This window comes from Citrobacter sp. RHB20-C16 (assembly GCF_013890155.1).
GTDB lineage: Bacteria > Pseudomonadota > Gammaproteobacteria > Enterobacterales > Enterobacteriaceae > Citrobacter_A > Citrobacter_A amalonaticus.
Genome location: NZ_CP057630.1, coordinates 2,529,972 through 2,553,304, shown reverse-complemented (window position 1 = coordinate 2,553,304; position 23,333 = coordinate 2,529,972). Strand labels below are relative to the sequence as shown.

The 23,333-nt window shown below is 54.3% G+C and carries 24 protein-coding genes; 12 read left to right on the top strand and 12 right to left on the bottom strand.

The genetic code is table 11. From position 1 onward, the window contains the following. Positions 1-204 precede the first annotated feature (204 nt). From HVX64_RS12240 to HVX64_RS12230, 3 genes are all read left to right on the top strand, one after another. Positions 205-480 (top strand): metal/formaldehyde-sensitive transcriptional repressor, encoded by a 276-nt coding sequence (locus HVX64_RS12240; protein ID WP_003833178.1) that lies wholly within the window; start codon positions 205-207, stop codon positions 478-480. A gap of 32 nt (positions 481-512) precedes the next feature. Continuing rightward, positions 513-1,631, top strand: coding sequence for an S-(hydroxymethyl)glutathione dehydrogenase/class III alcohol dehydrogenase (locus tag HVX64_RS12235; protein WP_043000619.1), 1,119 nt, complete (start codon positions 513-515; stop codon positions 1,629-1,631). A 166-nt stretch (positions 1,632-1,797) separates the two neighbouring features. Beyond that, the gene (locus HVX64_RS12230) at positions 1,798-3,486 is read left to right on the top strand and encodes a methyl-accepting chemotaxis protein (protein ID WP_181825014.1); all 1,689 of its coding nucleotides are present in this window, start codon (positions 1,798-1,800) and stop codon (positions 3,484-3,486) included. A 44-nt stretch (positions 3,487-3,530) separates the two neighbouring features. On the opposite strand, the gene HVX64_RS12225 is transcribed toward HVX64_RS12230, so the two are convergent. Further along, positions 3,531-4,454, bottom strand: a complete 924-nt coding sequence (locus HVX64_RS12225) for a LysR substrate-binding domain-containing protein (protein ID WP_043000621.1) — start codon at positions 4,452-4,454, stop codon at positions 3,531-3,533. Positions 4,455-4,579: 125 nt separating this feature from the next. Here HVX64_RS12225 and HVX64_RS12220 point away from each other — a divergent pair, with 125 nt between their 5' ends. Then, complete coding sequence (locus tag HVX64_RS12220) at positions 4,580-5,488, top strand: manganese-dependent inorganic pyrophosphatase (protein WP_044257853.1); 909 nt, start codon at positions 4,580-4,582, stop codon at positions 5,486-5,488. Positions 5,489-5,523: 35 nt separating this feature from the next. On the opposite strand, the gene pcaG is transcribed toward HVX64_RS12220, so the two are convergent. Continuing rightward, on the bottom strand, positions 5,524-6,144 hold the full coding sequence (gene pcaG, locus HVX64_RS12215) for a protocatechuate 3,4-dioxygenase subunit alpha (RefSeq protein WP_044257855.1): 621 nt from the start codon (positions 6,142-6,144) through the stop codon (positions 5,524-5,526). Next, positions 6,141-6,881 (bottom strand): protocatechuate 3,4-dioxygenase subunit beta, encoded by a 741-nt coding sequence (gene pcaH, locus HVX64_RS12210; RefSeq protein ID WP_043000624.1) that lies wholly within the window; start codon positions 6,879-6,881, stop codon positions 6,141-6,143. Before pcaH ends, pcaG begins: the two co-directional genes overlap by 4 nt. Positions 6,882-7,118: 237 nt before the next feature. Between pcaH and HVX64_RS12205 the strand changes: the two genes are divergently transcribed. From HVX64_RS12205 to HVX64_RS12190, 4 genes are all read left to right on the top strand, one after another. After that, a complete protein-coding gene (locus HVX64_RS12205; RefSeq protein ID WP_044257856.1) occupies positions 7,119-8,462 on the top strand; it encodes a VOC family protein in 1,344 nt (447 codons plus the stop codon). Positions 8,463-8,507: 45 nt separating this feature from the next. After that, positions 8,508-10,016: a carboxylesterase/lipase family protein gene (locus tag HVX64_RS12200; protein ID WP_044257963.1), complete on the top strand. Its 1,509-nt coding sequence runs from the start codon at positions 8,508-8,510 to the stop codon at positions 10,014-10,016. 220 nt (positions 10,017-10,236) lie between these two features. Continuing rightward, positions 10,237-11,892: a glucan biosynthesis protein gene (locus tag HVX64_RS12195; protein WP_044257857.1), complete on the top strand. Its 1,656-nt coding sequence runs from the start codon at positions 10,237-10,239 to the stop codon at positions 11,890-11,892. Positions 11,893-12,058: 166 nt separating this feature from the next. Then, positions 12,059-12,283 carry a YdcH family protein gene (locus tag HVX64_RS12190; RefSeq protein ID WP_181825013.1) on the top strand — a complete coding sequence of 75 codons (225 nt, stop codon included), beginning with the start codon at positions 12,059-12,061 and terminating at the stop codon, positions 12,281-12,283. Between the two features lie 210 nt (positions 12,284-12,493). Here the strand turns inward: HVX64_RS12190 and HVX64_RS12185 are convergent, their stop codons facing one another. From HVX64_RS12185 to HVX64_RS12155, 7 genes are all read right to left on the bottom strand, one after another. After that, positions 12,494-13,270: a DeoR/GlpR family DNA-binding transcription regulator gene (locus tag HVX64_RS12185; protein ID WP_044257858.1), complete on the bottom strand. Its 777-nt coding sequence runs from the start codon at positions 13,268-13,270 to the stop codon at positions 12,494-12,496. A gap of 15 nt (positions 13,271-13,285) precedes the next feature. Continuing rightward, positions 13,286-13,918, bottom strand: a complete 633-nt coding sequence (locus tag HVX64_RS12180) for a ribulose-phosphate 3 epimerase family protein (RefSeq protein WP_044257859.1) — start codon at positions 13,916-13,918, stop codon at positions 13,286-13,288. A gap of 10 nt (positions 13,919-13,928) precedes the next feature. Continuing rightward, positions 13,929-14,360, bottom strand: coding sequence for an SgcA family PTS sugar transporter subunit IIA (gene sgcA / locus HVX64_RS12175; protein ID WP_044257860.1), 432 nt, complete (start codon positions 14,358-14,360; stop codon positions 13,929-13,931). 117 nt (positions 14,361-14,477) lie between these two features. Further along, entirely contained in the window at positions 14,478-15,284 is an 807-nt protein-coding gene (gene sgcQ / locus HVX64_RS12170) for a BtpA family protein SgcQ (RefSeq protein WP_042318916.1), read from the bottom strand. A gap of 11 nt (positions 15,285-15,295) precedes the next feature. Then, positions 15,296-16,609 (bottom strand): PTS sugar transporter subunit IIC SgcC, encoded by a 1,314-nt coding sequence (sgcC, locus tag HVX64_RS12165; RefSeq protein WP_044257862.1) that lies wholly within the window; start codon positions 16,607-16,609, stop codon positions 15,296-15,298. A gap of 12 nt (positions 16,610-16,621) precedes the next feature. After that, positions 16,622-16,900: a PTS sugar transporter subunit IIB SgcB gene (gene sgcB, locus HVX64_RS12160; RefSeq protein WP_086512595.1), complete on the bottom strand. Its 279-nt coding sequence runs from the start codon at positions 16,898-16,900 to the stop codon at positions 16,622-16,624. Continuing rightward, complete coding sequence (locus HVX64_RS12155; RefSeq protein WP_044257863.1) at positions 16,897-18,018, bottom strand: M42 family metallopeptidase; 1,122 nt, start codon at positions 18,016-18,018, stop codon at positions 16,897-16,899. The genes sgcB and HVX64_RS12155 overlap by 4 nt, the downstream gene beginning before the upstream one ends. Positions 18,019-18,201: 183 nt before the next feature. Between HVX64_RS12155 and rimL the strand changes: the two genes are divergently transcribed. Further along, positions 18,202-18,747: a 50S ribosomal protein L7/L12-serine acetyltransferase gene (rimL, locus tag HVX64_RS12150; RefSeq protein ID WP_044257864.1), complete on the top strand. Its 546-nt coding sequence runs from the start codon at positions 18,202-18,204 to the stop codon at positions 18,745-18,747. On the opposite strand, the gene ydcK is transcribed toward rimL, so the two are convergent. Then, positions 18,739-19,719: a YdcK family protein gene (gene ydcK / locus HVX64_RS12145; RefSeq protein ID WP_044257866.1), complete on the bottom strand. Its 981-nt coding sequence runs from the start codon at positions 19,717-19,719 to the stop codon at positions 18,739-18,741. The genes rimL and ydcK overlap by 9 nt on opposite strands. 112 nt (positions 19,720-19,831) lie before the next feature. Here ydcK and tehA point away from each other — a divergent pair, with 112 nt between their 5' ends. From tehA to HVX64_RS12130, 3 genes are all read left to right on the top strand, one after another. After that, complete coding sequence (gene tehA / locus HVX64_RS12140) at positions 19,832-20,836, top strand: dicarboxylate transporter/tellurite-resistance protein TehA (protein ID WP_044257870.1); 1,005 nt, start codon at positions 19,832-19,834, stop codon at positions 20,834-20,836. Further along, on the top strand, positions 20,833-21,429 hold the full coding sequence (gene tehB / locus HVX64_RS12135) for a tellurite resistance methyltransferase TehB (protein WP_044257871.1): 597 nt from the start codon (positions 20,833-20,835) through the stop codon (positions 21,427-21,429). The genes tehA and tehB overlap by 4 nt, the downstream gene beginning before the upstream one ends. Positions 21,430-21,585: 156 nt before the next feature. Next, positions 21,586-22,254 carry a DUF3313 domain-containing protein gene (locus tag HVX64_RS12130; RefSeq protein WP_043000637.1) on the top strand — a complete coding sequence of 223 codons (669 nt, stop codon included), beginning with the start codon at positions 21,586-21,588 and terminating at the stop codon, positions 22,252-22,254. A 33-nt stretch (positions 22,255-22,287) separates the two neighbouring features. Here HVX64_RS12130 and HVX64_RS12125 read toward each other — a convergent pair whose 3' ends face one another. Next, complete coding sequence (locus tag HVX64_RS12125) at positions 22,288-23,181, bottom strand: DMT family transporter (RefSeq protein ID WP_044257872.1); 894 nt, start codon at positions 23,179-23,181, stop codon at positions 22,288-22,290. Positions 23,182-23,333: the final 152 nt, after the last annotated feature.

Genomic DNA, 23,333 nt, shown 5'->3' with positions numbered 1-23,333 from the left:
TGGCATGAGATAAATCTACATAACCCAAATTAAAACAGGGCTAAAGTATGGTTTTCGCCGGTGATGAACGAAAGGTACATAGGTAAACCCGCCTTTAAAGGCTGAAACAGTGAAATTTAACGCTCACTAAATAGAAAACGCTTTTTTTCCCTCCTGCGATTAAAACTCTGATAGTATACCCCCCTATAGTATTAAGGGGGGGCTATGCCGCATTCACCTGAAGATAAAAAACGTATTCTGACTCGCGTCAGGCGCATTCGGGGGCAGGTGGATGCCCTGGAGCGTGCGCTGGAGTCTGGCGAACCTTGCCTGGCTATCCTGCAACAAATCGCTGCGGTCCGCGGTGCGTCCAACGGTTTAATGGGCGAAATGGTTGAGATCCACCTGAAAGATGAGCTGGTGAGTGGTGAAACCACTCCTGACCAGCGCGCCGTGCGTATGGCTGAAATCGGCCACCTTCTTCGCGCTTATCTAAAATAAACCTATCACCTCGCAATAAAGGGAAGAGACAGATGAAATCACGTGCAGCAGTCGCGTTTGGCCCCGGTCAGCCGCTCAAAATTGTTGAGATTGACGTCGCAGCGCCGAAAAAAGGCGAAGTTCTGGTTAAAATTACCCACACCGGGGTTTGCCACACTGACGCGTTTACGCTGTCTGGTGACGATCCGGAAGGTGTGTTCCCGGCGGTACTGGGACATGAAGGCGGCGGTGTAGTGGTCGACGTCGGCGAAGGCGTGACCAGTCTGAAGCCGGGCGACCATGTTATCCCGCTGTATACCGCCGAATGCGGAGAGTGCAAATTCTGTAAATCCGGGAAGACCAACCTCTGTCAGGCCGTGCGCGCCACTCAGGGAAAAGGTCTGATGCCGGATGGCACCACTCGTTTTTCTTACAATGGCGAACCAATCTATCACTACATGGGTACCAGTACCTTCAGCGAATACACCGTATGTGCGGAAATCTCACTGGCGAAAGTCAACCCGCAAGCCCCGCTGGATAAGGTTTGTCTGCTGGGGTGTGGCGTCACTACGGGCATAGGTGCCGTGCATAACACCGCGAAAGTCAAAGAGGGCGATACCGTTGCCGTGTTTGGCCTTGGCGGGATCGGCCTGGCGGTGATTCAGGGCGCTGTACAGGCGAAAGCGGGGCGTATTATTGCTGTCGATACCAACCCGGAAAAATTCAAACTGGCGGCTGAAATGGGCGCAACCGACTTCATTAATCCGAAAGATTATGACAAACCGATCCAGGAGGTGATTGTTGAGCTCACCGACGGTGGTGTCGACTTTAGCTTCGAATGTATCGGTAACGTCGACGTGATGCGTGCGGCGCTGGAATGCTGCCATAAAGGATGGGGCGAGAGCATCATCATTGGTGTTGCCGGGGCGGGCCAGGAAATTAAAACTCGCCCGTTCCAGCTGGTGACAGGCCGGGTCTGGCGTGGTTCCGCGTTTGGCGGCGTCAAAGGGCGCACCCAGTTACCGGGCATGGTGGAAGAGGCAATGGCCGGGAAAATCCAGTTGGATCCGTTCATTACCCATCGTTTGCCGCTGGAGCAAATCAACGACGCGTTTGACCTGATGCACGAAGGTAAATCCATCCGTACCGTTATCCATTTCGGCGATAACTGATTCATCCGCCAGCGGAAATCACCGCTGGCGCTTTCCATTTTTTAACATAAATGTTGTCAAACTGTGACGAAAACGGCGCTTTTCCCGGTAAGTAAAATTCGCGGAATGCCGATGACTATCTTACGGGCGCGTATTACGCATTAATCCTACAAGAGAGTCGACGGTCATGGACAACACATCATCGATGCAAGCACCACATAAGCTGGGCTTTCTGCATCACATCAGGCTGGTTCCGCTGTTTTCCTCCATTCTCGGTGGCATCCTTTTACTGTTCGCGCTGAGCTCCGGTCTGGCGGGCTACTTTCTCATGCAGGCTGACCGCGATCAGCGGGATGTGACGGATGAGATCCAGGTCCGCATGGGATTATCGAACAGTTCGAACCACCTGCGTACCGCGCGAATCAACATGATTCATGCCGGCGCGGCGAGCCGAATTGCTGAAATGGATGACATGAAAGCCAACATTGCGGCGGCGGAAAAGCGTATTAAGCAGTCTGAAGAAGGGTTTACTATTTACATGGCGCGCAAGGTGAAAACCCCTGCGGATGAAGCGTTGGATGGCGAACTGGAGAGCAGTTTCAAAGCCTATATAGCGGGAATGCAACCGATGCTCAAGTACGCCAGAAACGGCATGTTCGAAGCGATCATCAACCACGAAAGCGAACACGCAAGACAACTGGATGCCAGTTACAATAAGGTCCTGCTGAAGGCGATTGAACTGCGCATGGCGCGCGCTAACCAGTTAAGCGAACAGGCTCATCAGCGCACCCAACTGGGCATGATATTCATGATTGGCGCTTTTGGTCTGGCACTGGTGCTGACGCTAATGACGTTTATTGTTCTGCGTCGTACCGTCATTCAGCCGTTGCAGCATGCCGCGCAGCGTATTGAGCAAATTGCCGCCGGTGATCTCACCATGCAGGATGAACCTACCGGGCGTAGCGAGATTGGGCGACTGAGCCGCCACCTGCAACAAATGCAGCGTTCGCTGGTGCAAACGGTCGGTTCGGTGCGTCAGGGGGCAGAAGAGATTTATCGCGGTACCAGCGAAATCTCGGCGGGCAATACCGACTTGTCGTCACGCACCGAAGAACAGGCGGCGGCGATCGAACAGACGGCGGCCAGCATGGAAGAGTTGACCGCGACGGTGAAGCAAAACGCCGATAACGCACACCACGCCAGCAAACTGGCGGAAGATGCGTCCGGCAAAGCCAGTCGTGGCGGGCAGATGGTTTCCGGCGTGGTCCAGACGATGGGCAATATTTCGACCAGTTCGAAGAAAATCTCTGAGATCACAGCGGTTATCAACAGCATCGCTTTCCAGACCAATATTCTGGCGCTGAACGCCGCGGTTGAAGCCGCGCGTGCCGGTGAGCAAGGGCGTGGATTCGCCGTGGTCGCCAGTGAGGTCCGCACGCTGGCCAGCCGCAGTGCCCAGGCAGCGAAAGAGATTGAAGGGCTTATCAGCGAATCCGTCCGTCTCATCGATCAAGGTTCTGGTGAAGTGGTCGCGGCGGGGAACACGATGACCGACATCGTGGAGGCGGTAAAACGCGTCACCGATATCATGCTGGAAATCGCCGCGGCGTCGGACGAGCAGAGCCGCGGGATCGTGCAGGTCAGCCAGGCCATCTCTGAGATGGACAAAGTGACTCAGCAGAACGCTTCGCTGGTGGAAGAGGCCTCTGCGGCAGCGGCGTCGCTGGAAGAGCAGGCGGCACGACTGACGGAGGCGGTGGGGACGTTTCGCTTACAGGGTGGAACCACGAGCAAGCGCGTACCGACAACAAACACCCCCGTTCAGCCTCTGACACAGCCGGTTACCGATCACGGGGATAACTGGGAAACCTTCTAAGCGCCATTGCCGGGTGAAGGCGCAAAGGCGCCTCATCCGGCCTGTTATAACGGCATCGATTTACGGATAGCGGCAATTAAGCGTTGCGCGCCAGAAGAGAGCGGTGAATCCACACGGGTGAGAATACCGATCGGCTCGCCTGCGCCCTGTGTGGGCACGGGTAGCGAAACCAGCGTCGCCTGGCGCAAATCCTCTTTCACCGCGCCAGAGGGCACAAACCAGACGTAGTTATAATCAACCGTTAACTGGCGCGACAGCGAGGCGGAGAGCGTCTCAATGCAGCCGGTTGGCATCTTACAACCCTGGCTTTGCAACAGCGTCTCGGCATTCTGCCGTGGTACTGTGCCTTTGGGCGAAACAACCACGGGCCACTCCATCACGCGACTCAGCGTCACGTTTTCCTGCAATAGTGGGTGATTCGGACGCACGACCAGCTTTAATGACTCGAGAAACAGCAGCTCATAATTAAGGCCGCTCATCAATTCCGGATCGGACATCCGGCCAATGCCGATGTCGAGCTCGCCGGATTTCAGGCCCGCCAGCAGCATGGTATTGTTCATCGTTGCCACCTGCAGCGTGGTCTCTTTTTGCTGCTGATGAAACTGACCGATGACCGACGGAAGAATACCCAGCGCGGCGGTCGGTAGCGCGCCTATTCTTACCACATCATTGTTAAGACCTTCTTTACGGTTCAGCGCCTGCCCGGCGGTGTTGAGCGCATCTAGCACTTTCACCGCATGGGTTAAGAACTGCTCGCCAGGTAACGTCAGTTGCGCCCCGAGCCGTCCGCGCTCAAAGAGGCGGGTGCCGGTCAGTTGCTCCAGTTCGTTAAGCGTTTTGGAAAGCGCAGGCTGGCTGAGGTTAAGGGTTTCGGCTGCGCGCCCCAGGGTTCCTTGTTGAGCGACAGCGACAAATGTATGAAGATGGCGCAATCGGATGCGCTGACTGAACAGACTATTTTTTTCCATAAGCGATGTTAAGAACAGAGCGATGCCGGTGACAAGTAAAGTTGTTTGTTTTTGATAACTTGATTGCAAAATATTATTAACATTTAACTTATTTAAGTAACAGCACTTTCTCTTCGGAGGCGAAAATGATCCATGTCGTAGGCCACCTGAATCCGGACAGTGACGCCATTTGCACCGCTTTTATGGCTGCCCGCTGGTTGAACATGCGCGGACGTCAGGCCTCGGCCTGGCGCCTGGGTGAACCCAATCGCGAAACCCAATTTCTGTTTGAGCGTGCGGGGCTGGACATGCCGCGGTTACTGACGATGCCGCTGACAGACCTCGACGTCTGGCTGGTGGATTTCACCGAGCCAGCGCAGGGACCGGAAACCCTTATGGCGAGCAATATCGTGGGTATTATCGATCATCACCGTCTGGGTGGACTGGTGACCCGTTTGCCGCCAGAAGTGTGGATAAAGCCGGTGGGCAGCAGCGCCACGCTGCTATGGCAACTGATGAGTCCGGAGGACAGGGCGCAGATAACGTCTGCGCAGGCGTTATTACTATTGGGCGCAATATTGAGTGACACTGTCACGCTTCGCTCGCCAACCACCACGGCGGATGACCGTCAGGCCGTTGAAGCACTGACAACGCGTGCCGGGGTTGAGCTGGCGGCGTTCAGCGCTGACCTGCTGAGTGCTAAAACCAGCGTCGAAGGATTAAGTGCCAGTGAACTGCTGCAAAAAGATATCAAGCGTTTCACCATCAAGGGTCAGCAGGTGAGCGTTGCGCAGATCGAACTGTATGCATTGAGCCAGGTCGCTGACGTGATGGATGCCCTGCGTCAAGAGATGGCCGATTATGCGACCCGCAGCGGGGCGGATTTGGTGGTGCTGATGTTGACGGATATCAACGCTGGCAATTCGCAACTCTGGTTTGCCGGCCCGCGCCAACTGGAACTGGCACAACCGGTGACGGTAGAGGGGATGTTGAGCCGCAAGAAACAGATGCTGCCGTGGCTCGAAAGCCATGTTGCGAAAGTTGACCAGGCCTGACAAAACGGGCTGAGAGATTCAGCCCGTTCTCTTCATCAGACGTCGAAAAAGACGGTTTCGTTTTCTCCCTGCAGGTGAATATCGAAGATATAGACGATCTCGCTACCACGCTGTTCGCGGCGGGCAATCAGTGTCTGACGGCGAACTTCCCATTCGATCAGATTGAGCACCGGATCGCGCTGATTGGCTTCTTGCTCATCCGCAAAATAGAGACGGGTGTTCAGGCCAATGTTGATGCCGCGCGCGACGATCCACAGATTAACGTGGGGGGCCATCAGGCGGCCATCGCGTCCCACAACACAGCCCGGCTTAATGGTATCGAACCGCCACACGCCGCTGTCGAAGTCTGAACAGGTTCGTCCCCAGCCGCGAAAGTCCGCGTCGAGCGGCTTATCTTCCTGACGGTCAGCCGGATGGTTGTAGCGTCCATGGGCGTTGGCCTGCCAGATCTCCAGCAGCACATCGCGCAACGGCGTACCGGAACCATCAATCACCCGTCCCTCGATCACAATACGTTCGCCTTCGGTATGGCTATTGGTCAGCGTGGAGCTGAAGTTTTTCTCAAAGATGTGAAATCCAGCGGCGTCAGGCGCAAGCCCAATGTGCACATACGGTCCCGCCGTCTGCGAGGCGGTTTCCTGCAAATACTCTTTCATTGCGCGCCTCCCTGAGTGCGGTTTTCAAACAACGTAGCGCGCTGTCCGCGAAGTACGAGGTCAAAGCGATATGCCAGGCAGTCGAGCGGTACGGCGGCGTGGGTATCCAGTTCGGCAATCAATGTGCGGATCGCATCATCGTTATTGATAGTTTTCACAATTGGGCACTGTTTGATCAACGGGTCGCCTTCAAAATACATTTGCGTAATCAACCGTTGGGCAAAGGCCTCGCCGGAGAGTGAAAAGTGAATATGCGAGGGACGCCAGTCACTGACCTGATTGCGCCACGGGTAAGGGCCGGGTTTGATGGTACGGAAAAAGTAATAGCCGTTCTCATCGGTTAATACCCGTCCGCAGCCGCCAAAATTAGGATCAATCGGCGCGAGATACTGGTCTTTTTTATGACGATAGCGACCACCGGCATTGGCCTGCCAGACTTCGACCAGCGTATTTCTCATTGGGCGGCCAAAACCATCGCGCACGTAACCGTGGACGATAATCCGTTCGCCAATCGGCAGGCCGTCTTTGGCGTAATTCATAATCAGGTCGTTATCCAGCGGGCCAAGATCGTTGTCGCTGAATACCGGCCCGGTGATTTCAGACAATGAATTCTGCAAAGAGATCAGCGCGTTGCGTGGCGAGCGCAGAACGCTGGTCTTATAGCCGGGGGCGAAGGCGGGCGGATGGCTGTTATAGTCGCGATGGATCACCTCGCGAGAGGACACTTTTTCACGCATAGCGGACTCCGGTACAGGGAAGAGATTTATTGTTTTATGATGACCTGAGGCAGTGTGTGTAAATGTGTTGTTAATTAAAAGTGAATTTACGTCGATTATTTCATAACCAGTGGCTATACCATGGCGCAAGGACTGATGCAGAGCGAATTCAGGTGAGATCACACTTTGTAAATTCTTCTCCCCAGAGTGAATGGTGTTTCCTACACTCCAGGTAACATTCACTGGAGGCATGACATTATGGCGAACACCATCACGGCAGATGAGATTCGGGAACATTTTTCGCAGGCAATGTCAGCAATGTACCAGCAGGAAGTTCCGCAATACGGCACGTTACTGGAACTTGTGGCTGACGTGAATCTGGCAGTTCTCGAAAATAACCCCACGCTGCATGAAAAACTGGCCAATGCAGATGAACTGGCGCGCCTCAACGTGGAGCGTCATGGCGCAATTCGTGTCGGAACGGCAGACGAACTGTCCACGCTGCGACGCATGTTTGCGATCATGGGGATGTTTCCGGTCAGCTATTACGATCTCTCTCAGGCCGGGGTGCCGGTACATTCAACGGCATTTCGTCCCATTGACGATGCATCGCTGTCGCGAAATCCGTTTCGCGTCTTTACCTCCTTACTGCGACTTGAACTGATTGAAAACGCGTCGCTCCGCCAGCGTGCGGCGGAGATCCTCGCGCAGCGCGATATCTTTACGCCACGCTGTCGCGAACTGCTCGACGTCTGGGAGAGTCAGAAGGGGTTTAACGCGACGCAGGCTCGCGAGTTCGTGAAAGAAGCGCTGGAAACGTTTCGCTGGCATCGCCACGCCACCGTGGATGAAAAAACCTATCATGCACTGCATAACGAACATCGCCTGATCGCCGATGTGGTCTGTTTCCCGGGCTGTCACATTAATCATCTGACACCCAGAACGCTGGATATCGACCGGGTGCAGTCGATGATGCCGGAATGCGGCATTGAACCGAAAGTCCTTATCGAAGGCCCGCCGCGCCGTGAGGTGCCGATTCTGCTGCGCCAGACCAGCTTCAAAGCGCTGGAAGAACCGGTGCTGTTTGCGGGCGAAATGCAGGGGACACACACGGCCCGCTTCGGCGAGATTGAACAACGCGGCGTGGCGCTGACGATAAAAGGGCGTCAGCTATACGATGAATTACTGCGCCATGCCGGTACCGGGAAAGACAACCTGACGCATCAACTGCATTTGCAGGAGGTGTTTAACGCGTTTCCGGACAGCGAATTCCTGCTGCGCCAACAGGGACTGGCCTGGTTCCGCTATCGTCTGACGCCGTCAGGCGAAGCGCACCGCAATGCGATTCATCCTGGCGACGATCCGCAACCGCACATTGAACGTGGCTGGGTGCAGGCGCAGCCCATCACCTATGAAGATTTCCTGCCTGTCAGCGCGGCGGGGATTTTTCAGTCGAATCTCGGTAACGAAACGCAGGCGCGCAGTCATGGCAATGCCAGCCGCGAGGCCTTTGAACAGGCGCTGGGGTGTCCGGTGTTTGACGAGTTTGTGTTGTATCAGGAAGCGGAAGAACGCAGCAAACGGCGTTGCGGCCTGCTTTAATCCAGGTATCCTGTAGGGATCTGCGATTAACGGGTAAATATGGACATGATCAAACCTGGTATTCCACTGATTCAAACCGTACAGGGACAGCTAATGGGTGTCGTCCAGGACGACATCCACCTTTGGCGCGGTATTCCTTACGCCGCGCCACCAACGGGGAAATGGCGTTGGCGCGCGCCGCAGCCGGTTACTCCCTGGTCCGGGATTCGTGACGCCAATACCTTCTCCAGCGCCAGCTGGCAGGACATTGAGTACTGCAAAGAGTTGGGCGGCGGCGATCCCGGCGCATTTTCTGAAGACTGTCTCTATCTCAACGTCTGGTCTCCGGCGGAACGTCATCAGCCGCTTCCGGTGATGGTCTGGCTGCACGGCGGCGGCTACACCATTGGCGCAGGTAGTCTGCCGCCTTATGACGGCGTTGCGCTGGCAAAGCGCAACGTGGTTGTCGTGACCGTCAACTATCGTCTCGGTCACCTCGGCTTTTTTGCTCATCCGGCACTGGAAGGCGAAGAGGGCGAGGCTCTCAATAACTTTGCTTTGCTCGACCAGATAGCGGCGCTGCGCTGGGTACAGGAAAACATCGCTGCGTTCGGCGGCGATCCGCAAAACGTGACGCTGTTTGGTGAGTCGGCCGGGGCGCGCAGCGTACTCTCGCTGCTGGCTTCGCCGCGCGGAAAAGGGTTGTTTCATAAAGCGATTGTGCAGAGCGGCTACACGTTGCCGGACACGCCTCGTGAAATCGCGCTGGAAAACGGCGTTGCGCTGGCTGAACACTTTGGTTTGCAGAATGCAACGGCGGAACAGCTACGCGCGATTCCGGCCGAGGCCTTCTGGCCGTTGGGCGCACCGTACAAAATTGCGCCAACACCTGTCTCTGGCGATGCGGTACTTCCGGAGCCGATGCTGGACGTCTTTTTCGCCGCCAGACAGCACCCGATGCCGGTGATGATTGGTTCTAACAGCGATGAAGCCAGCGTGATGGCGGTTTTCGGCGTCGATCTTGCCGAACAAATTCAGAAACTGCGTCGTGAACGCAGGCTGGGACTCGGCCTGATTAAGCTACTGTATCCGGGCGTGAAGGGCGATGAAGAACTGGGACGGCAGGTGTGTCGGGATATGGCGTTTACGGCATTAGGCTACGTGGTGATGCAGGCGCAACAGCGGGTCGGCGAGCCGTGCTGGCGGTACTGGTTTGATTACGTTGCGGAATCGGAGCATCACACCTATGCCAACGGCGCCTGGCATGGCAACGAAGTGCCTTACGTGTTTAATACTCTAACGCTCGCTGAACCTTCACGAAATTATGTAAACGAAAACGATCTCGCCTTTGCTGTCCACGTTGCGGATTACTGGGTCAATTTTGCCCGTCATGCCAGTCGGAGTTGCGATGTGCTGCACGGACCGGTCCGTTGGCCGGCCTGTATTCAGGGCCGCGATCGGTTGTTACGTATTGGGCTGAATAAGTTTGCTGGTTTTAAGGTGGAGAACCGGTTTATGCGGGCGCGACTTGCGCTCTTTAAACGGGTGATGACCCAGCACGTCAGTCTCGATTAGCTTTGCAAAAGTTGAAAGTTTGCGCGGGGAACTTTACGTGGGAATCAGGCTGTTCCCATCGACACAAAATATTTTCCATTTTGTTCAGATAATCTGCGGCCAACAATTGGATTATTAATCAATTTTGTCTAGAGTGAGCGGTCAGAATTATGCATCTTCTTGCCGCTGTCGAGCGCCAGCGCGGGACCCTTCACATGACCAGAAGGATTTACTTTCAGGTATGAATCGCAGACGATTTATTAAAGGTTCAATGGCAATGGCCGCCGTGTGCGGTACCAGTGGTATTGCATCACTTTTCACCCGTGCCGCGTATGCGGCGGAATCCGACATTGCGGACGGACAAACCGTCCGCTTTGATTTTTCCGTGCTGCAGTCCATGGCGCACGATCTTGCGCAGAAACCGTGGGGCGGTGCGCCGCGCGCATTGCCCAATACGCTGGCGAATCTGACGCCGCAGGCTTACAACAGCATTCAGTACGATGCCGCGCAATCGCTGTGGAACAATGTCGAAGATCGCCAACTGGATGCGCAGTTCTTCCACGTTGGGATGGGCTTCCGTCGTCGCGTGCGCATGTTCTCCGTCGATTCCAGCACCCATCTGGCGCGGGAGATTCACTTCCGCCCGGAACTGTTTAAATACAATGATGCCGGCGTTGATACCAGACAACTGGAAGGGCAAACCGATCTCGGCTTTGCCGGTTTTCGCGTCTTCAAAGCGCCTGAGTTGGCACGACGCGACGTGGTTTCTTTCCTCGGTGCGAGCTATTTCCGCGCCGTCGATGATACCTATCAGTACGGGCTTTCCGCGCGTGGTCTGGCGATAGACACCTACACCGACACCAAAGAAGAGTTCCCGGATTTTACCGCCTTCTGGTTCGATACGGTGAAACCCGGCGCCACCACCTTTACCGTGTACGCGCTGCTGGACAGTCCGAGCATCACCGGCGCCTATAAGTTTGTGATTCACTGTGAGAAGAGCCAGGTGATCATGGACGTTGAAAACCGTTTGTATGCTCGCAAAGACATCAAACAGTTGGGCATCGCGCCGATGACCAGCATGTTCAGCTGCGGCAATAACGAACGCCGCATGTGCGATACCATTCATCCGCAAATCCATGACTCCGATCGTCTGGCGATGTGGCGGGGCAACGGCGAGTGGATTTGCCGCCCACTGAATAACCCGCAAAAGCTGCAATTCAACGCCTATACCGATAACAACCCGAAAGGGTTCGGCCTGCTGCAACTGGATCGTGATTTCTCCCACTATCAGGACATCATGGGCTGGTACAACAAGCGCCCAAGCCTGTGGGTGGAACCTCGTAACAAGTGGGGCAAAGGCACCATCGGGCTGATGGAGATCCCGACAACCGGCGAAACGCTGGATAACGTGGTCTGCTTCTGGCAGCCGGAAAAGGCCATCGAAGCGGGTGATGAGCTGGAATATAAATACCGTCTGTACTGGAGCGCACAGCCGCCGGTCCGTTCGCCACTGGCGCGCGTGATGGCCACCCGCACCGGTATGGGAGGATTCCCGGAGGGCTGGGCGCCGGGCGAGCACTACCCAGAGAAATGGGCGCGACGTTTTGCAGTCGATTTCGTCGGTGGCGATCTGAAAGCGGCCGCACCGAAAGGCATTGAGCCGGTGATTACGCTGTCCAGCGGCGAAGCGAAGCAGATTGAAATTCTCTACGTTGAGCCGTTTGACGGTTACCGCATCCAGTTTGACTGGTATCCCACGTCAGACTCGACCGAACCGGTGGACATGCGTATGTTCCTGCGCTGCCAGGGCGACGCGATCAGTGAAACCTGGCTGTACCAGTATTTCCCGCCGGCGCCGGATAAACGGACCTACGTCGACGATCGCGTGATGCGTTAATCTGCGCCAACGCCCTTCGAAATGCGAAGGGCGTCAACAGCCAGGCATGCGAAATATCTGTTCAGGAATTAAACACGATCCTGTTCGCATTTTTCCCTAAGTCAAATGGGTAAGCTGATGGAGTGTATTTCTTATACACATGGTTTATCACTAACAGGGAGAGCGTATGTTTCCAGAATACAGAGATCTGATTTCCCGACTGAAATCCGAGAATCCTCGCTTTTTGTCGCTTTTTGAAAAGCATAACAACCTTGATCATGACATTGCCAGGCTGGAAGGTTCCGATGGTCGGGGATACAATCTCGAAGTCGTTCGGCTGAAAAAACAGAAGCTTCAACTGAAGGACGATATGCTCAAAATACTGCAGAAAGAAAGTGTTGACGCGGGATAATCCGCATTTATGAGCCGCCAGCCCTGGCGGCTTGAGAGAGATGACAAACCTTATCCTGATACCGGATAAGAAGAGATCACCTCATTAAAAATCAGGAAAATCAATTTATTGATTTTCGGCTGATAATTACAGAGAAGGAAAAACCACGCTTTTTCCTTCTCTGTCAGCAATCTAAGCCGCCAGCCCTGGCGGCTTTTTTGTGCCTGAAACTCAGCGATGTGGTAAAACCAACTGGCATCCCGCGTGGGTATAACGCTGAACAATATCATCCGCTAACGCGCTGTCGCTGATAATCGTTTTAATGCAAGAGAGCGTGGCGACGGCATGGGGTTCCACCGCATCAAACTTTGAATGATCGGCCATCAGTATCACTTCTCGTGAACGCTGAATAATCCGCGTCTTCACGCCGACTTCAAACAGGGTGGCGTTAGTGATCCCCGTGGCCAGCGACAGCGCATCGCAGGAGATAAAGGCCCGTTCCACTGAAAACGCATTGAGCATCTCCAGCGCCAGGCTTTCACCTACCGAAAAGTAACCCGGACGAATAAGCCCGCCGATAATGTAACTTTCGACGTGCGGAAAACAGCCCAGTTCATTGGCGATTTTGATGTCGTTGCAGATGACCTTCACACGTGCATCGGCCAGACATTTCGCCAGTTCGAGACAGGTCGAGCCGGAATCGAGAAAGAAACAGTCACCGTCTTTGATCATCGTGCGGGCAAGGGCGGCAATCTCTTTTTTTGCCTCGGATTGCAGTGTCCGCTTAACCTCAAAGACATACTCTTTGTCGTCCATACTGTCGTCGAAATCCAGACAGCCATGACCGCGAGTCATACCGGGATACTGGCTGGCGATATACTGGAAATCGCGACGGACGGTCGCCTCCGCATAACCAAACAGTTCCATGGCCTGTTGGGTGGAGAGATGACGATGTTGCCACAGATAGTGCAGCATCTGTTTGATACGGTCAGGGCGCTGTTGGCTCATCGAAGCAATCTCCTCTTACAGTCCTGCAAACCGGGATAACGTGGTGTGATAATTCTCTGATGAGAACAGTGCACGCCCCACGACAAGATGTTGTGCGCCCGCCGTCGCCAGGTGTTGTGCCGCAGAAAGCGTAATGCCGCCATCGGCCCAGCACGCGGCTTGTGGAAAATACTCACGCACCTGGCGGACTTTGGCGCACAGGGTGGGAATAAACTGTTGTCCGACCCCGTCTGGTTCGCTGGTCATCACCATTAGCGCATCCAGTTGCGGGGCCAGATAGCGATACCCGTCAATTGGTGTGGCGGGATTCACCGCCAGCCCGGCTTTTGCGCCGATTTCGCGAATTTCTGCCAGCGTCTCAGAAGGGTATGCCAGCGCTTCGGCATGAACAAAAATCCATGTCGGTTTGATCTCCGCCAGGATGGGAAACCAACTCTGCGGGCGGGCAATCATGAAATGAAACGAAAGGGGATGCGTCGTCTGTTGGGCGACAGCCTGTACGGTTTTGAGGCCAAAGGTGATGTTGTTAATAAAGCTGCTGTCTTCGATATCCAGATGCAGTGAGCCGATATCGGCATCGGCCAGCGCGCTCAACGTCGCCCCGTAGTGCAGTGGATCTGCCGATGCGAGAGAAGGGTGCAGAATCATATCGCCTCCGTTAACCGGTAATCTGCGCGAACAGCGCGGCGTCAGTTTGCGCGTGTCGGACTGCTGCGAGTCGTTCAGGCGAATCGATAAACTGGCTGATGCGCTGGATGGTGAGGATATGCGCATTGGCATCCGTCGCGCTGACGCACAGCAGCAGCCAGACCGGATCACACTCTTCATGCCCAAAAGCAACGGGCGTTTTTAACGTCGTGATGCTGACCTGATTATGGTTAGCGCCTTGTTCGGGCCGCGCATGAGGCAAGGCGATGCCGGGGGCAATGACATAGTACGGCCCCCAGTTCAGGGTGTTGTCGATAATACCGTCCACATAGTCTGGTTGCGCCGCGCCAAAGGTAATCAGTGGGCGAGCAGCGATTTCGACGGCCTGACGCCAGTCCCTGGCCTCTCGCTGTGCCTGTACCCACTTAACATCGTTAATCATCAGTCGTTGACTCCTTGCCGGTTAGGGTTACTCTGATAGCGATCCCCGTCGAGACTTTTGACGAAGGCGGCAGGGATCGCTGTTCTACCGGGGGTAAGCGCGCTGCTTATCCCCTTTTTATTGCCGCAGGTGATGCACTTTTTCCATAAAGCGACTGACCCGCGCCTGATCGACAAAGTTGGCGAACACGCCGTCCTTTTTAAAGGTGGTGGCGGTTACGCAACCGTCGGCGATGCTCAGTTGCTCCTCGACGTTTTCCAGACACACCCCGGTATTCGCCAGCACCACGGTATCCGGTACCGTTTCTTTAACCCGCTTCAGCAGGGCGCTGTCGGTGCGTGCGCCCGCCGTCAGACCAGAGACGCAAAGGGCGTCAGGATGGTTGTTAAAGACCGTGGATTTGGCAATGGAACAAATATCGCGATTACCCAGATACACCGCCGCTTCAGGCACAATGTTGAACAGCGTTTTGACTTCACCTGCGCCGATGCGGTGCTGATGACGAATGGTCTCGCCGACGTTCGTGTCCCAGACCCCAAAGTCGCTGGCGTAGGCACCGGTAAAAATCTCGCGAATGAATTTTGCGCCCGTCGCCATTGCCAGATCGAATGATGCGACCGGATCCCACAACACATTGACGCCAAACGGAATGCGGATTTCGCTCATCAACTGCCCAATCACCCTCGCCATTGCTGCCGTGGTTTCCGGGCGAACCTTCGTGAGATAGGGAAGACTAAACTCGTTGGAAAACATGACGGCATCCACGCCGCCATTCTGTAGCGCCAGCAGATCGTCCCGGGCGCGGTCGATAACCCAGTTCATCCCTTTCTGTGCATCAAAGCTCGGGTCGCCGGGCAATGCACGCAAATGGCACATGGCAATGACGGCTTTTTCCGTTCCAATAACCTCTTTCAGCCAACTCATGAAGGTACTCCTTATTCCGATAGTTCACGTTTACGTAAGAACAGCACGACGCTGGCGACGATACCCACCGCCACGACGACGCCAATAATGCCAAGCGACATCAGCTCCGAGATTGACCAGCCAAACATGTTGCCCACGGACAGCGCGGAGATTTGCGCGTTTTCACCGGCAAAACTAAAGCCGCCCTTAAGCGCCATGTCGGTGAAATACGGGGCAAACTGCGTGGCAATCAACAGGACGGTGACCATGACAATCACGCCGCTGATCAAGGTACGAATCAGGTCGCCGCGATGGATCACCGTCGCCATACAGATAAAGAACGGTGCGACGGGCAGATCGGCAAGCGGTAGCACTTTGTTGCCGGGTAAGATGCTGGCCAGAATCAGCATGATGGGGATCAGCAGCAGACCAACGGCAATCGTGGTGGGATGGCCCAGCGTGACGGCGGTATCCAGACCGATATACACCTCGCGCCCTTTGAAATATTTCTGGAAAAATTTCCGTGCGCCGTCGGAGATGGGGAGCAACCCTTCAACAATCAGGCGGATCATGCGCGGGAACAGCACCATAATCGCCGCGACGGTAATCATCAGGCTGGCGCATCCTTTAAAACCTTCACCTGCAGCGAGGCCAAAGATCAGGCCGAGCACGACGCCAATAATGACCGGATCGCCCACCATCCCGTAGCGTTTCTGGATCTCCTGGGCATCGATGTTGCGTCCCTTCATGAACGGGATTTTTTCGTAGATAGCATCCAGCAGAACGAACAGCGGCACGGAACTCGAACCATAACCTTGCGGGATCGAGATCCCATCCAGACCGACAATGCTTTGCACGCGTTTTGCCGTCCAGTCGGCCATTTTTAGCGACAGCGCCGCGTGGCAAATGGCCCCCAGCACGCCATAAATCAGGCTACCGGTCATTAACTGGACCACGGTGCCGGTAATGGCGTAGTGCCAGTAGTTATAGATATCGACGTTCATGGTTTTGGTCAGACGAGTGACCAGCATCGCAACGTTGAGCAGAAAAATGATCGGGATAATCATTGCGCCAATGGCGGTGGCGTACCCGACGCCGGAAGCCGGCCCTGCGCCGACGTCAAACACATGCAGGGTCAGGCCGAAGCGTTCAATCATCACTTTGATGGGCGGGCTGAGGCTGTCGATCGCCATCACGATCACCAGTCCCATCCCGACAAAACCAATCCCTACCGTCACCCCGGCCTTGATCGCCTGCAGCCAGGGAATACGGAAGATCAACCCAATCACAATCATGATGATGGGGACAAAAACAGTACCGCCGAGAGACAGGATGTAGTCAAACATAGTGCCTCCTTGTTATTGCGTTAACAGTGCCTTGATTTCTTGTTTTAAGGCGTCGTCGTTAATTCCCGTTAGCAGGGCCGCGCCGTTTAACGTGGGAACACCGTAATCGTTGTTGGTGCGCATGGAGGTCACAATCAGGTCCATGCCGTTACAGTTCAGCGGGATCTCATTAAGACAGCACTGGGCGGTGCTTGCCGCAATGCCTTGCTCGGCAAGGAACTCCTGCAACTTGTGTGCAATCATGGTTGACGTCGACATGCCGGTACCGCATGCCACAAGGATCTTTTTCATAATGGATTTGCCTCTTGTGTAGTGCCTGAATCAGGCTCAACGGGAAAGTGCCCGGCTGGCAGGCCAGCCAGGGCGGTCAATAAGCGAATGCAGTCAGTCAAATCACGCAGACTGGCGACTTCCGCCGGAGAATGGGTATAACGACAAGGGATGGAAAGGCTGGCGCAGGGAATGCCGTCCTGCTCAACCTGGATATAACCGGTTTCAGTGATAACGCCAGGCGCCACTTCGCGCTGCACGGGAATATGGTGCGCAAGAGCCGTTTGCTCGAGCATCTGGATCAGCCGTGGTGGTGTAATTAATCCCGCCAGCGTGCCACGACCGTGGTAGTTCAGACAGGTGATGCCAACGCCCTGATTGACGCGAACCTCTGAGTAGTCCTGCAGATCCGGCGTATCGCAGGACGGCGTGATATCAATACCGATTGCAAGATCTGGTTTAACGCGACGTAAAACCGGGACAATGCCGCGGATGTTGAACTCTTCCTGCACCGAGGCCACCAGATACACCGCGATATCCAGCGACGCCGCACCGATGGCATCCGCGACGCCCAGTAGCGCGGTACATCCCAGACGATCGTCCAGCGCTTTGCTACACACCAGGTCGTTCGCCAGCAGTTGCGGCGGGTTATACAGCGTAACCGGTGTGCCAACCTGAATGCCCATCCGCTGGGCGTCGGCTTTATCTTTCGCGCCAATATCAATCCACAGTTTATCGACGGAAGGCGACTGCGTGCGTTCATCCCCCTTTGCGAAGTGGTACGCCTTAATGCCGATGCATCCCATCACCGGGCCGTTATCCCCGGCAAGCGTGACCATCGAGCCGGACATGGTGACCTGCGCCGGGCCGCCCACGCGTTCGAAGCGCAAAAAACCCGACGGCTCAATTTTGCGCACCATAAAGCCGACTTCATCCATATGGGCAAACATCATCAGGCGCAAGGCGTTTGGGTTATCACTGCCGTAGCGGGCGACGACATTTCCTAAGCGATCGCGCCAGACCTCTTTTGCCTGACGTGAAAATTCGCGTAGCATGACCTCAGCGACGCTGTTTTCATGCCCAGAAACCGCATTGAGATGCAAAAGCGAGAACAGTGTTTCCTGCACAGAAAATGACATAAGTATCTCCGTAGACGATAAAACAATCACTCGTTGAGCGTTTTATAGGCGCTGGCTGGGCGAATAATTGTGAGCTGCTTCACGTGGAAATAGCGAAAGCTGAGGAAATAAAAAATAATGTGAGGTGAGTGGAATAAAAACGCTCAATGCTGATGAAAGTCTGAACGTGGGAGGAAGGAACGGGTGAGTGAAATTATTGAGATCGATGACACGCTGCAGCTACGGGCGGTTGAAGAATGTCACGTTACCGGGCTGTATCAACTGGTATGTAAAAACAAGGCATGGCTAATGCAGTTCTTTGACTGGCCGCAGTACGTCAATACGGTAGAGGATACGCGCAAAACGGTGCAGGGTAATATGATGCTGCATCAGCGGGACTACGCCAAAATGTTCCTCATTTTTGCCGGCGAGGAGATGCTGGGCGTGCTGTCGTTCAATCAGATTGAGCCGTTGAACAAAGCGGCCTATATCGGTTACTGGATAGACGAAACGCAGCAGGGGAAAGGGATCCTGTCGCGGGCGTTGCAGGCATTTATTCACCACTATGCCGGGCGCGGCGAAATCCGTCGCTTTGTGATCAAATGCCGGATAAAGAACCAGGCAAGCAATCAGGTTGCGCAGCGTAATGGCTTTGAACTGGAAGGCTGCCTGAAACAGGCGGAGTTTCTGAACGGGCACTATGACGATGTTAACCTGTATGCTCGCATCATTGATTCGACGCTACAGTGAGCCAATCAGCGGCGTGCGGGTGATATGCTGATCGCCGTTGAACACTTTCGGCCCGCGCAGGTGAATGGCGTCGTCTGTGGCGGCTTCCACGGTGGTATGTCCCCGGATATCAACGTGATTTTCAATCAGCACCTCACCAAGAATGCGCGCATCGCCTTCAATCAGGATATGATCGTCGAGTAAAATGGGACCGCCGCACAACACGGCGTTTCCGCCCACCAGAACGTGATGTTTAAGGACACAGTTACCTTCAATCCGCGCTTGTTCCGCCACCTGTGAACTGTAGCGTAGCGTGGGGATCGCATCGTCTCCCGTTCCGGCGATCACCTGCGCCCGTCCGTACACTTTCGCGCAATCGCAAATCCAGACGTCGTTTTCGTCATTTCCTTCAATCAGCGCCTCATCAAAGACCTCTGCCCGATGCTCAATAAAGGCGTAACTGACGATGGCATCGCCATAAATTTGTGCCTGATGGACAATGCGTGAATGGCTGACCGTGGTGCGGTCATAGATTTGCAGGATCTGATCGCGCTCGACGGTCAGCCCGCGTGCCGCGATGATTTCCGATTGCTGCAAAATTCGCGCATCGCCAAAGAGGTGGCAATCGCCACGGACCGTGGATGACTGAATGGTGACGTTGTCACTTATTCTGGCGCCGTGACTGAGTTCAGCGCGGTCAATCCAGACATTATCGCTAATGTGAACGTTGTCGCGCAGAAGACAGGGTTGTGTGATACGCGCATTGCCCGAAATCGTACAGCCGGAAAAGGCCAGCGTATTTTCGTCGTAAATCCAGCAGTGTCCGGCGTGGTCCAGCACGCTTTCATCATCAATCCAGCCGCCGGCGTCACCGGCTTTCACATCATTAAAGTCAATGAGTGCAATAATCTGGCGTAGTAATACGCTCATTTTATTGCCATTATCCTGGTAGCTGAACGCGCGCGGTTCGTCGCTGAGTCGGTATTTACGCATGAAGGCATTCCGTTTAGTGGCTTACTCTAACCCTAGCAAATTCTGCGGCACTGGCTAAAACGGATGAAATTCCATAAAATGCATTTCAAATATACTTTATAAAATAAACAAAATGAGTAACAGCAAGCATAGCGATCGTGTTCTGAACCTTCCCGCCGGTTACTTTGGCATGGTGCTGGGAACGATTGGAATGGGGTTTGCCTGGCGTTATGCCAGCCAAATCTGGCCTGTCAGTCACTGGTTTGGTGATGGTCTGGTGATTCTGGCGATGATGATATGGGGGCTGCTGACGCTGGCGTTTATCACGCGTCTGATTCGTTTCCCGCACAGCGTGATTGCTGAAATTCGCCATCCGGTGATGAGCAGTTTTGTCAGCCTGTTTCCGGCCACCACAATGCTGGTGGCGATGGGTTTTGTACCGTGGTGTCGTCCGCTGGCGATGGGGTTGTTCAGCGTCGGGGTGGTTATTCAACTGGTTTACGCCGCGTGGCAGACCGCCGGGCTGTGGCGCGGCTCGCATCCGCAAGAGGCGACGACGCCCGGACTGTATTTACCGACGGTCGCCAACAACTTTATCAGTGCGATGGCCTGCGGCGCGTTAGGCTATACCGATGCCGGACTGGTCTTTTTAGGCGCCGGCGTCTTTTCCTGGCTGAGCCTGGAACCGGTTATTCTGCAACGTCTGCGCAGTGCCGGGGAATTACCCACTGCCATGCGGACTTCGCTGGGGATCCAGCTTGCGCCTGCGCTGGTGGCCTGTAGCGCCTGGCTGAGCGTCAACGGCGGCGAGAGCGACACGCTGGCGAAAATGCTGTTTGGCTACGGCCTGCTGCAACTGCTGTTTATGCTCCGCCTGATGCCCTGGTATTTGTCGCAGCCGTTTAACGCCTCATTCTGGAGTTTCTCGTTCGGCGTGTCGGCGCTGGCGACCACCGGATTACATCTTGGTCACGCCAGCCCGTCGGGCTTTTTTCACACGCTGGCGCTGCCGCTATTCATCTTTACCAATGTTATCATTGCATTATTGCTGGTACGCACGTTCGCGCTGCTGATGCAGGGAAAACTGCTCATTCGCACAGAGCGCGCGGCATTACTGAAATCTGAGGATAAAAAATGACCCTTCGTGACGAAAATTACTTCACTGAAAAATACGACTTAACCCGCACCCACTCGGAAGTGCTGGAGGCGATGAAGGTCGTTAAACCGGGAAAAACGCTGGATTTGGGCTGTGGCAATGGGCGTAACAGTCTCTATCTGGCGGCGAAGGGCTTTGACGTGACCGCGTGGGATAAAAATCCGATGAGCATTGCCAACGTCGAGCGAATTAAGGCGGCAGAAGGGCTGGACAATCTCCAGGCCAACGTGGTGGATCTCAACGCGCTAACGTTTGAGGGCGAATATGATTTTATTCTCTCCACCGTGGTGATGATGTTCCTCGAAGCCAAAACGATTCCGGGTTTAATCGAGAATATGCAGCGCTGCACTAAACCTGGCGGTTATAACCTGATTGTTGCCGCCATGGATACCGCTGATTTTCCGTGCACCGTGGGTTTTCCCTTTGCGTTTAAAGAAGGAGAACTTCGTCGTTATTACGAAGGCTGGGATTTACTGAAATATAATGAAGATGTTGGTGAATTGCATCGTACTGACGCCAACGGTAACCGAATTAAACTGCGCTTTGCCACGCTGCTGGCACGTAAAACAGCCTAAGTCGATGTTCCGCTAACCCCCTCTGCGCCCAGCATTTTTCTTAAAAATGGGCGCTCTGAAAAAATTGTGCTTTGGTTACCATTTTTAATCCAACGCAGATGATTTCCCTTTGCTACTATTTCAACTGCATATCTGCATATTCTAAGGGATCGTTTCATGCGTACTCATACTTTATTTAAAGTTGCAGTGCTTACTGGTTTACTGGCGTTATCTGGCTGTGCCTCAAAAGTGACGCAGCCTGATAAATACTCGGGTTTTTTAAAAGACTACTCAGGTCTTAAGGAAACAAAATCTGCTACGGGGCATCCGGTATTGCGTTGGGTTGATCCCAACTTTAGTGATACCAAATATGACAACATCGTCTGGAACCCAATAACCTATTATCCGGTCCCGAAACCTTCCACACAGGTTGGACAGAATGTGCTGGATCAGTTGTTAAACTACACCAACACAAAGATGAAGACCTCTATTGGTCAACGTAAACCGCTGGTGACCACGCCGGGACCGCGTAGCCTGATCTTCCGCGGGGCGATCACCGGGGTGGATACCAGCAAAGAAGGGCTGCAGTTCTATGAAGTGGTGCCTGTGGCGTTGGTGGTTGCCGGTACCCAAATGGCAACCGGTCACCGCACGATGGACACCCATCTCTACTTTGAAGGCGAGTTAATTGATGCGGCGACCAATAAGCCGGTGATTAAAGTCGTGCGTCAGGGTGAAGGCAAAGATCTGAATAACCAGAATACGCCGATGGCATTTGAGACGCTGAAACAAGTGGTTGATGACATGGCGACCGATGCCACCATGTTTGATGTAAACCAGAAATAATCGTGACGCGCCATCGTTTGATGGCGCGTTTCTTTATGCTGTCCGGCGGCGCAACAGCGCCGGTGGACGGGCAAACATCACCAGGTTTCCCACCAGAATCAGAATCAGTCCCGCTACCGCATTCACCTGCCAGCTATAACCTTCATAAACCGTAGAAAATGACAGCGCAACCAGCGGAAAGAGCAATGTGCTGTACGCGGCATTACTCGCGCCAATTCTTCCTACCAGCGTAAAGTAGGCACCGAAGGCGATGACCGATCCGAATACTGCCAGATACAGCAGGGCGCCGATGTAGCTGAAGGTCCATTGCGGAGTGAAGTTATCCCCGCGCAGAAGGGCAATCGTTGCAATCAGCAGCGTGCCATACAGCATGGCCCAACTGTTAGTAGTCATCACTTCCAGACCTTTTTTCTGATGGCGCAAGCTGATCATATTTCCCAGAGAGAAACCAAATGTCCCCAGCGCGCTCAGACCAATCCCCAGCAGCAGCGATCCGCTAAATCCGCTGTTCATCAGATCCTGCCAGAAGAGGGTGACGATACCCGTCAGTCCCAGCGCGGCGGCGCAGTAAAACCGCAGCGGAGGTTTTTGCCCAAAGAAGAAGAAGCTATTCACCGCGTTAAACAGCACCGCCATGGAAAAGATAACTGATTCCAGTCCGGTATTGATCCAGGCGGCCGCCGTGTAAAAACACCAGAAGTTAAAGCAAAAAACGCAACTGCCTTGCAGCAGACAAAACAGATGGTCACGTAACGACAGCGTCCGTAACTTTCCACGAATCTGCATAATCAACATCATCAACGCCGTCGCCACCGCAAAACGCCAGAAAATCGAGACGGGTGCGGCAACCGGACCTTGCTGTAAATAAATAGCGATCCACGTGGTACCCCAGATCACCACGACCAGACAATATAATAGTGCGTTCATTATTTTCTCCCTTCATACCTAATAATTCACTGTCGCAGATTGCACGGGCGACGCGCTTTCATCGGATTGCGGGATACTTGCAAAATCTTGCGCTTTTTTCCGTCGGACGGGTGGTAACCGCAATGACCTGCGATAGACTGAATGCCTGAATA

What these genes read in the sequence shown, in the direction of transcription:
- HVX64_RS12205 (WP_044257856.1), top strand. Translation starts at nt 7,119, where the DNA reads ATGGCGAACACCATCACGGCAGATGAGATTCGGGAACATTTTTCGCAG.
- sgcA (WP_044257860.1), bottom strand. Translation starts at nt 14,360, where the DNA reads ATGATTAACGATGTTAAGTGGGTACAGGCACAGCGAGAGGCCAGGGAC.
- sgcQ (WP_042318916.1), bottom strand. Translation starts at nt 15,284, where the DNA reads ATGAGTTGGCTGAAAGAGGTTATTGGAACGGAAAAAGCCGTCATTGCC.
- HVX64_RS12220 (WP_044257853.1), top strand. Translation starts at nt 4,580, where the DNA reads ATGATCCATGTCGTAGGCCACCTGAATCCGGACAGTGACGCCATTTGC.
- HVX64_RS12130 (WP_043000637.1), top strand. Translation starts at nt 21,586, where the DNA reads ATGCGTACTCATACTTTATTTAAAGTTGCAGTGCTTACTGGTTTACTG.
- HVX64_RS12125 (WP_044257872.1), bottom strand. Translation starts at nt 23,181, where the DNA reads ATGAACGCACTATTATATTGTCTGGTCGTGGTGATCTGGGGTACCACG.
- tehB (WP_044257871.1), top strand. Translation starts at nt 20,833, where the DNA reads ATGACCCTTCGTGACGAAAATTACTTCACTGAAAAATACGACTTAACC.
- pcaG (WP_044257855.1), bottom strand. Translation starts at nt 6,144, where the DNA reads ATGAAAGAGTATTTGCAGGAAACCGCCTCGCAGACGGCGGGACCGTAT.
- HVX64_RS12200 (WP_044257963.1), top strand. Translation starts at nt 8,508, where the DNA reads ATGATCAAACCTGGTATTCCACTGATTCAAACCGTACAGGGACAGCTA.
- HVX64_RS12190 (WP_181825013.1), top strand. Translation starts at nt 12,059, where the DNA reads ATGTTTCCAGAATACAGAGATCTGATTTCCCGACTGAAATCCGAGAAT.
- tehA (WP_044257870.1), top strand. Translation starts at nt 19,832, where the DNA reads ATGAGTAACAGCAAGCATAGCGATCGTGTTCTGAACCTTCCCGCCGGT.
- HVX64_RS12185 (WP_044257858.1), bottom strand. Translation starts at nt 13,270, where the DNA reads ATGAGCCAACAGCGCCCTGACCGTATCAAACAGATGCTGCACTATCTG.
- HVX64_RS12225 (WP_043000621.1), bottom strand. Translation starts at nt 4,454, where the DNA reads ATGGAAAAAAATAGTCTGTTCAGTCAGCGCATCCGATTGCGCCATCTT.
- HVX64_RS12195 (WP_044257857.1), top strand. Translation starts at nt 10,237, where the DNA reads ATGAATCGCAGACGATTTATTAAAGGTTCAATGGCAATGGCCGCCGTG.
- HVX64_RS12155 (WP_044257863.1), bottom strand. Translation starts at nt 18,018, where the DNA reads ATGTCATTTTCTGTGCAGGAAACACTGTTCTCGCTTTTGCATCTCAAT.
- HVX64_RS12230 (WP_181825014.1), top strand. Translation starts at nt 1,798, where the DNA reads ATGGACAACACATCATCGATGCAAGCACCACATAAGCTGGGCTTTCTG.
- HVX64_RS12180 (WP_044257859.1), bottom strand. Translation starts at nt 13,918, where the DNA reads ATGATTCTGCACCCTTCTCTCGCATCGGCAGATCCACTGCACTACGGG.
- sgcC (WP_044257862.1), bottom strand. Translation starts at nt 16,609, where the DNA reads ATGTTTGACTACATCCTGTCTCTCGGCGGTACTGTTTTTGTCCCCATC.
- ydcK (WP_044257866.1), bottom strand. Translation starts at nt 19,719, where the DNA reads ATGCGTAAATACCGACTCAGCGACGAACCGCGCGCGTTCAGCTACCAG.
- HVX64_RS12235 (WP_043000619.1), top strand. Translation starts at nt 513, where the DNA reads ATGAAATCACGTGCAGCAGTCGCGTTTGGCCCCGGTCAGCCGCTCAAA.
- pcaH (WP_043000624.1), bottom strand. Translation starts at nt 6,881, where the DNA reads ATGCGTGAAAAAGTGTCCTCTCGCGAGGTGATCCATCGCGACTATAAC.
- HVX64_RS12240 (WP_003833178.1), top strand. Translation starts at nt 205, where the DNA reads ATGCCGCATTCACCTGAAGATAAAAAACGTATTCTGACTCGCGTCAGG.
- sgcB (WP_086512595.1), bottom strand. Translation starts at nt 16,900, where the DNA reads ATGAAAAAGATCCTTGTGGCATGCGGTACCGGCATGTCGACGTCAACC.